13 protein-coding genes are annotated in these 14752 nt (G+C 35.6%); 10 read left to right on the forward strand and 3 right to left on the reverse strand.

Going from position 1 to position 14752, the window contains the following annotated elements:
• The first annotated feature begins 146 nt into the window (after positions 1 to 146).
• From LNP22_RS07365 to LNP22_RS07400, 8 genes are all read left to right on the forward strand, one after another.
• Positions 147 to 1151, forward strand: coding sequence for a homocysteine S-methyltransferase family protein (locus LNP22_RS07365; protein ID WP_229975975.1), 1005 nt, complete (start codon positions 147 to 149; stop codon positions 1149 to 1151).
• A gap of 414 nt (positions 1152 to 1565) precedes the next feature.
• Positions 1566 to 4241, forward strand: a complete 2676-nt coding sequence (metH, locus tag LNP22_RS07370) for a methionine synthase (RefSeq protein WP_229975976.1) — start codon at positions 1566 to 1568, stop codon at positions 4239 to 4241.
• Between the two features lie 79 nt (positions 4242 to 4320).
• Positions 4321 to 5277 (forward strand): methylenetetrahydrofolate reductase [NAD(P)H], encoded by a 957-nt coding sequence (gene metF / locus LNP22_RS07375; protein ID WP_229975977.1) that lies wholly within the window; start codon positions 4321 to 4323, stop codon positions 5275 to 5277.
• Between the two features lie 138 nt (positions 5278 to 5415).
• Entirely contained in the window at positions 5416 to 6069 is a 654-nt protein-coding gene (locus LNP22_RS07380) for a class I SAM-dependent methyltransferase (protein WP_229975978.1), read from the forward strand.
• 99 nt (positions 6070 to 6168) lie between these two features.
• Positions 6169 to 7392 carry a dicarboxylate/amino acid:cation symporter gene (locus LNP22_RS07385; RefSeq protein ID WP_229975979.1) on the forward strand — a complete coding sequence of 408 codons (1224 nt, stop codon included), beginning with the start codon at positions 6169 to 6171 and terminating at the stop codon, positions 7390 to 7392.
• A gap of 82 nt (positions 7393 to 7474) precedes the next feature.
• Complete coding sequence (locus LNP22_RS07390) at positions 7475 to 8884, forward strand: pyridoxal phosphate-dependent decarboxylase family protein (protein WP_229975980.1); 1410 nt, start codon at positions 7475 to 7477, stop codon at positions 8882 to 8884.
• Positions 8885 to 8930: 46 nt separating this feature from the next.
• Positions 8931 to 10058: a helix-turn-helix domain-containing protein gene (locus LNP22_RS07395; protein ID WP_229975981.1), complete on the forward strand. Its 1128-nt coding sequence runs from the start codon at positions 8931 to 8933 to the stop codon at positions 10056 to 10058.
• An 84-nt stretch (positions 10059 to 10142) separates the two neighbouring features.
• The gene (locus LNP22_RS07400) at positions 10143 to 10907 is read left to right on the forward strand and encodes a hypothetical protein (protein WP_229975982.1); all 765 of its coding nucleotides are present in this window, start codon (positions 10143 to 10145) and stop codon (positions 10905 to 10907) included.
• Between the two features lie 65 nt (positions 10908 to 10972).
• On the opposite strand, the gene gldA is transcribed toward LNP22_RS07400, so the two are convergent.
• On the reverse strand, positions 10973 to 11869 hold the full coding sequence (gldA, locus tag LNP22_RS07405; protein ID WP_210667416.1) for a gliding motility-associated ABC transporter ATP-binding subunit GldA: 897 nt from the start codon (positions 11867 to 11869) through the stop codon (positions 10973 to 10975).
• A gap of 144 nt (positions 11870 to 12013) precedes the next feature.
• Here gldA and LNP22_RS07410 point away from each other — a divergent pair, with 144 nt between their 5' ends.
• A complete protein-coding gene (locus tag LNP22_RS07410) occupies positions 12014 to 12592 on the forward strand; it encodes an outer membrane beta-barrel protein (RefSeq protein WP_229975983.1) in 579 nt (192 codons plus the stop codon).
• Positions 12593 to 12783: 191 nt separating this feature from the next.
• On the opposite strand, the gene LNP22_RS07415 is transcribed toward LNP22_RS07410, so the two are convergent.
• Positions 12784 to 13650, reverse strand: a complete 867-nt coding sequence (locus LNP22_RS07415) for a DMT family transporter (protein WP_229975984.1) — start codon at positions 13648 to 13650, stop codon at positions 12784 to 12786.
• A gap of 104 nt (positions 13651 to 13754) precedes the next feature.
• On the opposite strand from LNP22_RS07415, the gene LNP22_RS07420 reads away from it, so the two are divergent.
• Positions 13755 to 14132 carry a heavy-metal-associated domain-containing protein gene (locus LNP22_RS07420; protein ID WP_229975985.1) on the forward strand — a complete coding sequence of 126 codons (378 nt, stop codon included), beginning with the start codon at positions 13755 to 13757 and terminating at the stop codon, positions 14130 to 14132.
• A gap of 59 nt (positions 14133 to 14191) precedes the next feature.
• Here the strand turns inward: LNP22_RS07420 and gldD are convergent, their stop codons facing one another.
• Positions 14192 to 14752, reverse strand: coding sequence for a gliding motility lipoprotein GldD (gene gldD, locus LNP22_RS07425; protein WP_210667420.1), 561 nt, complete (start codon positions 14750 to 14752; stop codon positions 14192 to 14194).

The following is a 14752-nucleotide window of genomic DNA, read 5'->3' on the forward strand; positions in this document are numbered from 1 at the left end:
GTGAATTTTTGGAATTAAAGTAAATCAAACGGTCGAAACCTAACAGGTTTTTAAAACCTGTTAGGTTTGTTGACGATAATAAAAAAATTAAATAAAAACTTAGCATCTTAGAACCTCAGTGTCTTAGCAGCTAAAAGAAAAAAAACATGTCAATAACAATTCAAGAAGCAATAAAAAAAAACATCCTAATCCTAGATGGAGCAATGGGAACCATGTTGCAGCGCTATAATTTCTCAGAAGAAGACTTTAGAGGAGAGCGTTTCAAAGATTTCGCGCATCCATTAAAAGGAAATAACGATTTACTATCCATAACACAGCCAAAAGCCATTCGGGATGTTCACGCTGCTTATTACGAAGCAGGCGCAGACATCGTAGAAACAAACACTTTCTCAGGAACGACAATCGGTATGGCCGATTACTTTCTGGAAGATCTAGTTTACGAATTAAACTACGAATCGGCAAAAATTGCCCGAGAAGTAGCCGATGAATTTACAGCCAAAAACCCTGAAAAACCTCGTTTTGTAGCGGGTTCAATCGGACCAACTAACAGAACCGCAAGCATGTCACCAGACGTAAATGATCCGGGTTATAGAGCCGTAACGTTTGATGATTTGCGCATTGCGTACAAACAACAAGTAGAAGCTTTAATGGATGGCGGTTGTGATTTGCTTTTGGTAGAAACCATCTTTGATACTTTAAATGCCAAAGCCGCACTTTTTGCGATCGAAGAAGTAAAAGACGAGCGCAATATCGATATTCCAATCATGGTTTCAGGAACGATTACCGATGCATCGGGAAGAACACTTTCGGGTCAGACTGTAGAAGCGTTTTTGATTTCGGTATCACATATTCCCCTGTTGAGTGTAGGTTTCAATTGTGCTCTTGGAGCCGATTTGTTAAAGCCGTACCTAAAAACATTATCGCAACATACACAGTTTAATGTTTCGGCACATCCGAACGCTGGATTGCCCAACGCATTCGGACAATATGACGAAACACCTGAGCAAATGCAGGCATTTATCAAAGAATATTTAGACGATAATTTAATCAATATCATTGGAGGCTGTTGCGGTACAACTCCGGATCATATCAGGTTAATTGCTGAGGTTGCTAAGGATTATAAGCCTAGAGTAGCGCCGGTTTTTGCGTAATGTTTTCCTGCAAGGTTTTCGAAACCTTGTGGGTATAAATTTGTCACCGAATAAAAAACTAAACCTACAAGGTTTCGAAAACCTTGCAGGATGAACAAAGAATAAAAGCTCTTTAGGAACGAAATATATATTAGGTTCAAAGATTTGAAAACGATAATTGAAATCGTGGAAACATAAAATATCTGATGAAACCAAATTTGCGTGAGGGATAGAAGTGGTTAGCCCATAGCCTGACGAAGGAAGTGCGAGGACTAAGAACGGATAGCCCGGCCCTTGGGACACGCCCAAAATAAGATATTGAAAAGAGGATGAGATTGCTTCGTTCCTCGCAAAGACAAGTAAGACGTTGAATAAAGATAAAGAATAAAAAAACTCAGAACCTAAGCAACTTAGGACCTTAGTAACGTAAAGAAAATGGCTGAAAAAAGAAGAGACCTTGTATTAGCAGGATTAGAACCGCTGATTATTACGCCCGAAAGTGTTTTTGTAAACATTGGGGAGCGTACGAATGTAACGGGTTCGAGAAAATTCCTGCGCTTAATCAAGGAAGAAAAATATGACGAGGCACTTGATATTGCAAGACAACAAGTAGAAGGAGGAGCACAGATCATCGATATTAATATGGATGAAGGAATGCTTGACGGTGTTCAGGCAATGACAAAATTTTTGAATTTAATTGCATCAGAACCTGATATTTCGAGAGTGCCGATTATGATCGACAGTTCGAAGTGGGAAATCATCGAAGCTGGTCTGAAAGTAGTACAGGGAAAAAGCGTTGTTAACTCGATTTCGCTAAAAGAAGGAGAAGAAGCGTTTATTCACCACGCCAAATTAATCAAACGTTACGGAGCAGCGGCTATCATTATGGCTTTTGACGAAGTAGGTCAGGCTGATAATTTTGAGCGTAGAGTCGAAATTTGTCAGCGTTCGTATGATATTTTAGTTAATAAAGTTGGTTTTCCGCCGCAGGATATTATTTTCGATTTGAATATTTTTCCCGTGGCAACCGGAATGGAAGAACATCGTTTGAATGCATTGGATTTTTTTAGAGGTACAAAATGGGTTCGTGAAAACCTGCCACATGCCCATATTAGTGGTGGTGTGAGTAATGTTTCGTTCTCTTTTAGAGGAAATGATACGGTTCGTGAAGCGATGCACTCGGTATTTTTGTATCACGCAATTCAGAACGGAATGACGATGGGAATCGTAAATCCGGAGATGCTTTCTATTTACGATGATATTCCGAAAGATTTATTAGAACACGTTGAAGACGTAATTTTAAACAGACGTGACGATGCAACCGAAAGACTTCTCGATTTTGCAGAAAACGTAAAAGGCGAAGTAAAGAGCGATGAAAAAGCGGTTCAGGAATGGCGTCTAGGAACGGTTCAGGAACGTATTACGCATTCGTTGGTAAAAGGAGTTGATGCTTTTATCGAAATTGATGTAGAAGAAGCACGCCTTGCGGCAACAAAACCCATTGAAGTGATCGAAATCAATTTGATGACGGGAATGAATGTCGTTGGAGATTTATTTGGAAGCGGAAAAATGTTTCTGCCTCAGGTAGTAAAATCGGCACGTGTGATGAAAAAAGCGGTGGCGTATTTGTTGCCATTTATTGAAGCTAGTAAACAGGCCGGTGATAAACAAGGGAATGGAAAAATATTGATGGCGACAGTAAAAGGAGACGTTCATGATATTGGTAAAAACATCGTTTCGGTAGTTTTGGCGTGTAATAATTATGAGATTGTAGATCTTGGCGTTATGGTGCCTCCCGAAAAAATTATTGCGGCAGCGATCGAGCACAATGTCGATATCATTGGTTTAAGCGGACTAATTACGCCTTCGCTTGACGAAATGGTGTATCTAGCCAAAGAATTAGACAAACAAAATATTAAGATTCCGATTATGATTGGTGGAGCAACGACTTCGCGTGCACATACAGCCGTGAAAATCGCTCCGCAATACAGAGAAACTGTCATTCACGTAAATGATGCTTCGAGAGCCGTAACGGTTGCAGGAAATCTATTAGATCATAACCGAAAAATATATGCAAGCGATATTCGTGCAGAATATGATGCTTTTAGAGAAACTTTTTTGAACCGCTCTAGAGATAAAAATTTCTTGACGATTGAGCAGGCTCGTAAAAACAAATTACAATTGGATTGGGACAATTTCACTCCAGTGAAACCAAACATAATTGGAGAACAGATAGTCGAAGTAGAATTGGACGATTTGGTTCCGTATATCGACTGGACACCATTTTTTAGAACTTGGGAATTGTTCGGGAAATATCCCGCAATTCTAACCGATGAGGTGGTGGGCGAACAGGCAACTGCTGTTTTTGCTGATGCGCAAGCGATGTTAAAAGTGATTTTGGAAGAGAAAAAATTATCTGCAAAAGGAATTTACGGCATTTTTCCAGCGAATCAAGTTGATGATGACGATATCGAATTGCGTGATGAAAACGGAAAAGTTTTGGAGAAATTCTTAACACTTCGTCAGCAATCACAAAAAACAAAAGGAGCACCTAATATTGCATTGGCCGATTTTATTGCTCCAAAAGACAGCGGAAAAACAGATTATATGGGCGCATTTTGTGTCACCACAGGTTTTGGTGTAGACGAATGGGCTGCCGAATTTGAAAAAGATCTTGACGATTACAATTCGATTATGGTGAAAGCACTTGCGGATCGTTTTGCTGAGGCTTTCGCCGAATATTTGCACGAAAGAATCCGTAAAGAAATTTGGGGATATGCATCAGATGAAAATCTAAGCGCAGAACAAATGATTTCTGAAGATTATAAAGGAATTCGTCCTGCACCAGGTTATCCGGCTTGTCCCGACCATTTAGAAAAACCAACTATCTGGAAACTTTTAAATGTAGAAAAAGAAATCGGTGTAACGCTGACAGAAAGTATGGCCATGTGGCCTGCTTCCTCTGTGTCAGGATATTATTTTGGAAATCCGGAAAGTAAATATTTTGGCCTCGGAAAAATAAAAGAAGATCAGGTAATAGACTACGCCAAACGTCGTAATGTTTCAACTGAATATGCAAGCAAATGGTTAAATCCTAATATAGCAGACTAAATTAGTCATAAAGTCAAAAGTCACAAAGTCTTAAGGGGCATGACTTTTGACTTTCGACATTCAAACTTTAAGACTTACAATGAAAGTAACAGACCATATAGAAAACGCAAAAGGAAATACATTATTCTCATTCGAAATTATTCCGCCTCAAAAGGGCAAAAGTATTCAGGAATTGTATGACAATATTGATCCGTTGATGGAGTTTCAACCACCGTTTATTGATGTAACGACGTCTCGTGAAGAGTATATTTATATTGATAAAGGCAACGGGCTTTTAGACAAAAAACTCACTCGAATGCGTCCGGGAACACTCGGAATTTGTGCTTCTATAAAACACAAATACAATGTAGATACCGTACCGCACGTACTTTGCGGAGGTTTTACCAAAGAAGAAACCGAATATCTTTTGGTAGATTGTAATTACCTAGGAATTGATAATATCATGGCTTTGCGTGGCGATGCTATGAAAGACGAACAATATTTTATTCCGAAAGCAGGAGGAAACAATTATGCGATTGATCTCGTAAAACAAATCAGTTTGCTGAATCAGGGAAAGTACCTTCATGAAGTGATGGATATCGATAATAAGGCCGATTTTTGTATCGGAGTTGCAGGTTACCCAGAGAAACATTTAGAGTCACCTTCGTTGCAGTCAGACTTAAAAAGACTAAAAGAAAAAGTAGATGCCGGAGCTGATTATGTCGTAACACAAATGTTTTTCGACAACTCAAAATATTTCAAATTTGTAGAAAAAGCAAGAGAAATGGGCATTACAATTCCGATTATTCCGGGGATAAAACCAATCGCAGTACAGAGACATTTACAGGTTTTACCACAAATTTTTCGTATCGATTTGCCAGAAGATTTGATCCACGCTGTCGATAAATGCAAGGACAACGCTCAAATAAAACAAGTCGGAATCGAATGGGCGATTCAACAATCATTAGAATTAAAAGCCGCCGGAGTTCCTGTTTTACATTATTATTCTATGGGGAAGTCTGAAAATATCCGACAAATTGCAAAACAGGTTTTTTAAGCCCACTGGGTCTTTGCGAGGAACGAAGCAATCTCATACAGCATGTCTTTAACGGTTATGCTAGTGTGATTGCTTCGTTCCTCGCAATGACCAAAACAGCTTGGAATTTGGATTTTTTTAACTGGAATTAAAAATTTTATGAAAAATGTAGAATTACAAGCCATAGCATCTCAATTAAAACATCCGACAGGAGAAAAAGGAATAGAAATGGCCAATATGATGCATGAGACGAACATCAATATGACCCTTCATTCGATTCAAAACCTGAATTTGGCAAAGGGAAATAAAGTCCTGGAATTAGGGCACGGAAATGCACGACATGTATCACATTTATTTCAACAAACAGATGATCTCACCTATTACGGACTCGAAATCTCTGATCTGATGTTTTATGAAGCTCAGCAAATCAACAACCATTTTGTAGCCAATAAAAAAGCTTCTTTTTTTCTTTATGACGGAAATCACATTCCGTTTCAGGATGCTTTTTTCGATAAAATATTTACGGTAAATACCCTTTACTTTTGGAAAGAACCTGAAAAATTCTTACTCGAAATTTACAAGGTTCTGAAAGAAAAAGGAGTCTTCAGCTTAACATTTGCAGAAGAAAGTTTTATGAAACAACTTCCTTTTACAAGATATGAGTTTGAGCTCTACAGTACTGAAAAAGCTCAGGAATTAATTCAAAAAACTCCTTTCAAAGTAATAAAAAAAGAGATTTCGACAGAAAAAATAAAAAACAAGACAGGCGAGTTAGTCGAAAGGGCTTTTACTACTTTGGTTTTAGAAAAGTAGCAAAATTCCAACGATACAGTTTTTAATACTGTTTTTTTGAGTAATTTAATTGATTTTTATTTCGTGTGTATCATTCTAAACGCTAAATACTTTTAAACTATGGAGGTCAAAAAAATCAATTTTCTACAAAATTACAGTAGTATTCTCTTGCTTCTGGGAGGTATCATTCTGGGTAGTATCCTCGGTTTAGTTTTCGGTGAAAAAGTAGGCGTCATAAAACCGTTAGGGGACATATTTCTAAATTTGCTTTTTACGGCTATTATTCCCCTTATTTTCTTTACGATTGCGTCTTCGATTGCCAATTTAGAGAAAACAGAAAAATTAGGGAAGCTTTTTTTGATTATGATCGCTGTCTTTTTAGGAACGCTTCTAATCTCGGCCATTGTAATGATTTTGGCAGTATATATTTTTCCCATTCATCAAAGTATAATTATTTCTAAAGTTCCTCTCGAAAATATTGCCTCAGGAAGTATAGGAGACCAAATAGCGCAGTTGGTTACAGTAAACGATTTTTTCGAATTATTGTCTCGAAAAAGCATGTTGGCACTTATTATCTTTTCGTTTTTAATTGGTTTTGCAAGTCTGCAATCTGGAGAAAAAGGAAGTTCTTTTAGAAGTTTTTTAGACTCAGGAAACGAAGTCATGAAACAATTATTAACCATGATTATGAAATTGGCTCCAATAGGTTTGGGCGCTTATTTTGCTTATCAGGTCGGGGTTTTTGGACCACAATTATTTGGTGCTTATGCCAAACCATTGGGCGTTTATTATGGAGCTTGTATTTTTTATTTCTTTGTGTTTTTTAGCCTCTACGCTTTTCTTGCAGGAGGAAAGAGAGCTTTTATAGTGTTTTGGAGCAATAATATTACACCTTCGCTAACGGCAGTTGGTACTTGCAGTAGCATTGCCACTATTCCGGCCAATCTTGAAGCGGCAGAAAAAATGAAGATACCCAATCATGTCAGAAATTTGGTCATTCCGCTGGGAGGCCCTTTGCACAAAGATGGTTCAAGTATGTCTTCAATCTTAAAAATCACCGTTCTTTTTGCCATGTTTGGAAAAGATTTTACGGAGCCAAGTACGATTCTTTTGGCGTTGGGCATTACGGTAATTGTTTCTATTGTAGAAGGCGGAATTCCGAATGGGGGATACATCGGAGAAATTTTGGCCATTACGGTATACGGTTTGCCTATGGAGCAGGCTTTGCCGGTAGCCATGATTCTGGGTACTCTTGTAGATCCTGTTGCAACGTTATTAAACGCAAATGGAGACCTAATTTGTTCGATGATGGTGGCAAGATTTTCCGAAAAAACCAAATGGTAGCTTTGGTATTTTTCTATTCTAAAAAAGATCAAATCGGTACAAAATCTACATCAGTAGCAAAAACCTAATTAACAAAAGTGAAATGAATGCAATAGTACAGCAAGACCTAAATACGTTCGAAAATATTTTAGAAAAAACAAAACAACAAGGAATTGATTTCTTAAATAATATCGAAAATATTCCCACCTCCAACACAGTATCAATTGATCCTAATCGTGCGTTAAACGAGCTGGGTTTGGGATCCTTGGACGCTTTAAAGGAATTTAATGAAAGATTGGCGCCTTTAATAGTCTCCTCATCTGGGCCACGATATTGGGGGTTTGTAACTGGCGGATCAACTCCGGCCTCAATAGTGGGAGATTGGCTTGCAGCTGTTTACGACCAAAATACGCAATCGATAAAAGCACAAGGTGGCGCTTCGGCTTTAATAGAATTTGAAACCATCAATTTATTATTGCAATTATTAGATCTGCCAAATTCGTTTTTAGGCGGATTTGTAACTGGTGCAACCATGTCTAATTTTACTTGTTTGGGCGTGGCAAGACAATGGTTTGGAAAGCAGTTTGGGAAAGATTTTGCTAAAAAAGGAATATCTGAAACAATAAATATACTAACGGCAACACCACATTCCTCTTCTGTAAAAACATTATCCATGTTAGGAATTGGAAGTCAAAATTATACAACAGTCAAAACAATTGAAGGAAATCGTGAAGCTATTGATATCGCCGATTTAGAAAAAACTATTGCTGCTTTAAACGGACAACCTTTCTTGTTGATTTCAAGTGCCGGGACTGTAAATACTGCAGATTTTGATGATTTTGAAGCCATTGCAAATCTAAGACAAAAACATACTTTCTGGTGGCATATTGATGCTGCTTTTGGAGGTTTTGCAGCAGTTTCGGATAAATTTAAGCATCTTGTAAAAGGATGGGAAGAAGCAGATAGTATTACAGTAGATTGCCATAAATGGCTGAATGTGCCGTATGATAGCGCTTTCTATTTGATTAAAAAAGAGCATGCAGATCTACAGATAGAGACGTTTCAGAATTCCAATGCGCCTTATTTAGGAAATCCGTTAGAAAATTTCAATTATTTAAATGTATTGCCAGAAAACTCGAGACGTCTGAGAGCTTTGCCTGTCTGGTTTTCTTTATTAGCTTATGGAAAAGAGGGTTTTAAAGATGTTGTAGAAAACAGTGTTGCATTGGCTTTGCATTTTGGGAACGCATTAATTGAAGAAGATGTTTTTGAGCTTTTGGCACCCATTCGCCTCAATAATGTCTGTTTTACATTGAAAGGAGATCATAATGAGGAAAAAGTTACGGAGTTTTTAAGACGTTTAAATGATAGAGGAAAAGTTTTTATGACTCCGACTTTCTATAATGGACGAAAAGGAATTAGAGCCTCTTTTGTAAATTGGCGAACAAAAGAGAATGATATTGCAATTGTGATCGAAGAAATGAAAGCAGTACTTGTTGATCTGAAAATGTAATTCTGCTGTAGATCGTTTCTTAAAAAAATAAAAAATATCTTTTTATATGATGAATTTTCCAATCATAATGGGTATTACTTCGGGAGCTTCATTTTTACTAGGCTTTTTGCTTCTTTCCAATTCGAGAAAAGTTAACCTGATTGCAAATCGATATTTAGGCTTATTTGCCCTTGTACTCGGGTTTGCTATGATTGAAATCCCTTTGTTTTATCAAAAAATATACTTAGAATATCCTAATCTTTTCGAGATTATCGGCCTGATCAGATTTTTGACGGCTCCATTTTTATACATTAGTATTTTGTATTTTACATCATTTAATAAAAAATTCGAAAAGCAAAATTTATGGCATTTTTTACCTTTTCTGCTTTTCTTGATTTTTAGATTTCCTTTTTTTATTACAGGAAAAAACTTTGAGTTTAGTTACGAAACTGGTAGGGTCGTATTTTTTATTCTAAAAGTATCATTGCCGCTTCAGACTATAGTTTATTGGTGTTTGTCGTTTAGAAGATTACAAAAACACCTGACAAACGTGCGTGAAATTTCATCATCTGCCCAAGAAATCGATCTCTCTTGGTTGAAATACTTTTTATTGGTTTTGTTATTTATTTTAGTGGGATGGCTAAATCTTTTGTTTTTTAATTTGAACGGTTTAATAAAATTTACGCCATTGGTGTATTTAGTTAGCGTGTTTTTTCTGGCATATTTTTCTTTGCAGCAAAAAGAAATTTTTGACTTTAGTAAAAGCGAATTAAATGACTTGTCAGCAATCAAAGAGAATAAAAAAGAAGCTCCGAAAAGAGTTTCTGAAATCAGGTTGAATGAACTGGATCAAAAGTTGTATTTTAGTATCAATTCTGAAAAAGTATATTTGAATAACGATTTGAGCCTGCCAATATTAGCAGCCAAAATTGGCGCAAGTTGCAATGAAACTTCTTTTGTTATCAACGAATTATATCATGATAATTTTTATAATTTTATAAATAGATATCGAATTGAAGAAGCCAAAAAGCTCTTGTTATCAGAAGCATACAGTCAGTTAAATATTTTAGGAATTGCTTACGAAGCGGGATTTAATTCTAAAACTACTTTTAATACGACTTTCAAAAAACATACAGGTCTTTCTCCGACAGAATTTGTGAAACTAAATAAAATTCAAACCGAAAAAGAGCCTTAAAATATGTTCGAATGCATACATCGGAACGATCCTTGTTTAATTAATATTCAATTTTGTTCGACTATTAATTTAAATAAAAACACGATGTTAGAACAATCCGTTTTACAAGTTCCAAATTCAATTGGAAAAAAAATTAGCGCATCATTAATTTTTTGCTTAGAAGTTTCGGCCTTATTATTACTACTGGGCAACGGCGGAAATATCAAATGGATGCCGCCTATATTGGTTTTTTCCTTAATTGGTGTTTCGCTAGTAAGTGCACTATTCTTTCCGTTTGTGTGGCATTATTTAGATCGAAAACAAAAAATTGATTCTGCAAAAGTTTATGGATTTCTTTATAGCGCAATTCGCTATTGTATTGCATTCAACATGGCTGCTTTTGGGTGGAAAAAATTTTATGGACTTCAATTTATTGTGCCTACAGGAATCTCCAATATGCCAATGAATCAGCAGTCGGGCGAATGGCTAACCTGGTTTTATTTTGGATATTCGCATGGTTTTGGAATCATAATCGCAGTAATGCAAATTGTTGGAGGATATTTATTATTGTCCAGAAAAACATTATTTATCGGCGCATTAATACTGTTTTCTTTACTTCTGAATTTAACTTTGATTAATATTTTTTATCAAATGAACGCTGGAGCTCTTATGCAGTCGATACTTTTATTAATTGGAGTTACATTTTTAATAATTCTGGAGCATAAAAAATGGATCGAATTTTTTCTAAAAACCAAAAGTAGTTTACCAACGCTCAGTAGTAAAAGTCTTTTTGTAAAAAATGTGTTGAGGTCTTCTGCGGTAATCCTGTCATTATTATTTACAATGTACCTGAAATCATTGATGAAATAAAAAAAGGAGCTCGTTTAACAATTATAAACGAGCTCTTTTTTGATCTAAAAAATCAGGGCGAAAAATTATTTTGTAATTTCTCTAAATACAGCTTCGAGATTTTTGTTCTTCTGATTCAGCTGAAGCGTTTTTAAGCCATTTTCGTTGGCAAAATCAAAGATGGCCGGACGCATGTCTTTGTCAGCTATAAAAGTCAGCTCCCAAGTCATATCATGGGTGTTTTTGTATGAAGTTAAGTTTTCTAGTTTAGCGATTACCTGTTCTTCTATTTTATAGTCAAATTCTACTTCGATTACTTGCTCAGCATCAGCAGAAATTAATTTGTCTAATTTTTTATCCGCTACAATTTGTCCTTTGTCAATAATAATGACACGGTCGCAAATAGCTTCTACTTCTTGCATAATGTGCGTAGAAAGAAAAACGGTTTTGTCTTTCCCTACATTCTTGATTACATTTCGAATTTCCATCAATTGATTGGGATCCAGACCTGTAGTGGGCTCATCCAAAATCAAAACATCTGGATTGTGCAGTAATGCGTTGGCAAGTCCCACGCGCTGACGATATCCTTTTGATAACTGACTTATTTTTTTATGACTTTCAGGTGACAGGCCTGTCAGTTGTATGACTTCTTCAATTCGTGATGTGGCAACTTTATAAAAATCGGCATTAAAAGCCAAATACTCACGAACATACAGATCCAAATACAACGGATTATGCTCTGGCAAATACCCTATAGAAAGCTGAACCGCTTTTGCATTTGTCATGACATCGTGACCATTTACAAGCGCTGAGCCTCCATCTGCAAGTAAATAAGTAGTCAAAATTTTCATCAATGTCGATTTTCCTGCACCATTTGGACCAAGAAATCCGACGATTTCTCCTTTCTGAATAGAAAACGAAATTTCATTTAAGGCTTTTTGAGTTCCGTAACTTTTTGATATGTTGTTTACTTCTATCGACATGACTTTTTATTTGCTACAAAAGTAAACAGAAATACGCTGGATTGCTAAAATTTGTTTTTTAAAGAATTTATAAAAATTTAAATTTTAACATTAGTCACGGCATTGTTGTTGCTAAGAGAATATAAAATTTAAAAAATAATACAAATGAAAAAAATGTTAGTTGTTCTTGCATTGGCTATGTTCAGCTTTGCAAATGCTCAAAAAGGTTCAGTTTTAGTAATGGGTAGTATTGGTTATACTTCAGACACTAGAACGCTTGGTAACAATGAAGTTAAAAACAATGAATTTGAGTTTTCTCCTAAAGTGGGTTACCAATTTCATCAAAACTGGACTGTAGGAGGTGAAGCTTCTTTTGGTTCTTCAAAAACAAAACAAGGAACAAACGAGGAAAGATTCAATACTACTAAACTGGGTGCTTTCTTACGTTACACCATGCCTTTGAACCAAACTTTTGCTTTCTATGCTGAATTAGGAGCTGGTTTCCAGAGCGAAAAGGATAAAACCTATACAGGTCCAATTACTACTACTGCCAAAGGTGATGGTTTATATGTTGGAATAACACCAGCTCTTTTTATCGATATGAACAAAGGTTTTGGTCTAAACTTCAACATTGGTGGTCTAGGTTACAATACTATTAACTATGATAACAATGGTCCAGAATTTAAAAGTTTTGATTTTAATTTTGGAAAAGCATTTAACATTGGAGTTTCTAAAAATTTCTAATCTTGAATATAGTTCAATTTCAAAAAGCACTCCAATTGGGGTGCTTTTTTTGTTTATGAAATATTTATTTTTATCCAAACACAATTTGATGATGGACGAAATTTAAATATTTATTGTTTGCAGCATGCTTTTTCCCAGAGTTTGGCTTTATGAAAAACTTAATTCTTGCCATTATTGCATAAAAAAGATAGCTATTTTTTGGCCGATAAGTAAACACCAACCAGAACAATCAAAGCCCCTAAAAACTGTATTTGCGTTAGCATTTCGTTATCTAATAATCCCCAAAAAAAGGCAACGATAGGAATTAAATAAGTTACGGAGGTCGCAAAAACAGGAGAGGACATTTGTATTAGTTTAAAAAATAAAACATTTGCAATTCCGGTTCCGATTACGCCCAAAATCAATACAAATAAAATAGAAGTTTGAGTCGCTTCCAGATGCATTCTTTGTGTAATATCGGTAGTGGACAAAATAATTAAAGAAGGCAAAAGTAAAACGGCAAAATTTCCTGTCGTAATACTTAACGAACTTAAATCGGATAGATATTTTTTGATTAAATTGACATTTATGGCATAACAGATGGTAGCAATTACGACTAATATGGTGTAATAATAATTTTGATTAGGATGATTTTCGGCACCGTTAAAAACGAGTATAAGACAGCCGATCAATCCAATAAAAACGCCCAAAAACTGTCTCTTTTGAAATTGAATTCCAAAAAGAATCGCGCCTAAAACTAATGTATTTAAAGGAGTAAGTGCATTAAGAATCGCAACTATAGAACTATCGACTTCTGTTTCTGCTATAGCAAAAAAGTAAGCAGGAATAAATGTGCCGAAAAGAGAGGTTAACGCAATGATTTTCCATTTATGAGCTGGGATTTTTTTTAAACTTTTAAATCCAATAATTAAAAGGAACAAAGCAGCAAAAATAATTCTAAACGAACCCACTTGGATGGCAGTCAAGCCTACTAAACCTCTTTTGATTAATATAAAAGAACTCCCCCAGATTAGAGAAAGGATTAATAAATAAACCCATTTAAGTCGTTTTGTTTCCATCACTATTATTTTGATGCAAATTTGTAATAATTTTATGAATTGACCTTTGGTTTTTTATTAATTTTGTAAAAATCATTTGTCAGTAATTCTTAAATAAAAATATAATGAAATTTACAAAAATTATAGCGTCTATTGCTATTGCTACTTTGGTCTTGGTGAGCTGTAAAAAAAACACTACTGAAAGCTTAACAGAAGCAAATACAGAAACAAATGCGCCAAAAGTAAAACAGCCTATTGCTGCTGAAAATGTACAAACGGCAAGCTTTACAGTGGATGGTATGACATGTCCGGAAGGCTGTGCAAAAACGATCGAGCAAAAATTATCTGACTTGAATGGTGTTGAAAAAGCAGCTGTTGATTTTGAGAAAAAAACAGCAACCGTTACTTTTGATAAAACAGTTCAAAATCCGGAAAGTCTGACCAAAGTCGTTCAGGAAACCGGAGACGGAAAGACATACAAAGTGTCAAATATGAAATCGTAATTCGAAAGAATTAATAGTAAAAAAGGCGTCTAGATTTAATTTAGACGCCTTTTTTTGTTCTATTTCCATTTCAGGGTTTCCATCAGTCGCTGCATGTCGTTTTTTACATAACTGGCTGCCGGCATAATAGAGTCGAAGTTGGGTTTTGCATAAAAATAAACAGAACCCGTAATAAAATGTTTGGTACTATCTGTGACATAAAATTGTGAGTTGGTAGCCGCATTTCCATCTACCTGATAAAACATTCCGTAAACTTTTTTCTTAGGATTCAAATAGGGCTGTTCTAAGATGTCGTCTGCTTTAATAACATGTTCATAGGTCAGTTTTTGTGCATCTTTTAGTAATTTTTCAATATCGTTATTTACCGGTTTGTAAGTTAGGTAAATGGTCGCTTTCATTTTCGGATACGTAATGGCAAAACCGCAATTTTGCTCTCCTTTTATGATAGCGTTTTCATTCATTTCAAAAGAAAAAGGACAAGTATTCTCAAAATTGACATATTTTGCTTCTGGGTAATCTAATCGTAAAAAGCTTGCCGGTTTTGGAAGCACATCATCTTTGCAACTCAAAAAAGTTAAGGCAAGTAAGAGGACTGCTATCGAAAGTATTCTTTTAAACAT

It is taken from the genome of Flavobacterium flavipigmentatum, assembly GCF_020911905.1.
Classification (GTDB): domain Bacteria; phylum Bacteroidota; class Bacteroidia; order Flavobacteriales; family Flavobacteriaceae; genus Flavobacterium; species Flavobacterium flavipigmentatum.

Bases quoted from the DNA above. Each gene is read 5' to 3' on its own strand.
- LNP22_RS07400 (WP_229975982.1), top strand. From the start codon at position 10,143: ATGTTAGAACAATCCGTTTTACAAGTTCCAAATTCAATTGGAAAAAAA.
- LNP22_RS07410 (WP_229975983.1), top strand. From the start codon at position 12,014: ATGAAAAAAATGTTAGTTGTTCTTGCATTGGCTATGTTCAGCTTTGCA.
- metH (WP_229975976.1), top strand. From the start codon at position 1,566: ATGGCTGAAAAAAGAAGAGACCTTGTATTAGCAGGATTAGAACCGCTG.
- gldA (WP_210667416.1), bottom strand. From the start codon at position 11,869: ATGTCGATAGAAGTAAACAACATATCAAAAAGTTACGGAACTCAAAAA.
- LNP22_RS07390 (WP_229975980.1), top strand. From the start codon at position 7,475: ATGAATGCAATAGTACAGCAAGACCTAAATACGTTCGAAAATATTTTA.
- LNP22_RS07395 (WP_229975981.1), top strand. From the start codon at position 8,931: ATGATGAATTTTCCAATCATAATGGGTATTACTTCGGGAGCTTCATTT.
- gldD (WP_210667420.1), bottom strand. From the start codon at position 14,752: ATGTTTAAAAGAATACTTTCGATAGCAGTCCTCTTACTTGCCTTAACT.
- LNP22_RS07415 (WP_229975984.1), bottom strand. From the start codon at position 13,650: ATGGAAACAAAACGACTTAAATGGGTTTATTTATTAATCCTTTCTCTA.
- LNP22_RS07380 (WP_229975978.1), top strand. From the start codon at position 5,416: ATGAAAAATGTAGAATTACAAGCCATAGCATCTCAATTAAAACATCCG.
- LNP22_RS07385 (WP_229975979.1), top strand. From the start codon at position 6,169: ATGGAGGTCAAAAAAATCAATTTTCTACAAAATTACAGTAGTATTCTC.
- LNP22_RS07420 (WP_229975985.1), top strand. From the start codon at position 13,755: ATGAAATTTACAAAAATTATAGCGTCTATTGCTATTGCTACTTTGGTC.
- LNP22_RS07365 (WP_229975975.1), top strand. From the start codon at position 147: ATGTCAATAACAATTCAAGAAGCAATAAAAAAAAACATCCTAATCCTA.
- metF (WP_229975977.1), top strand. From the start codon at position 4,321: ATGAAAGTAACAGACCATATAGAAAACGCAAAAGGAAATACATTATTC.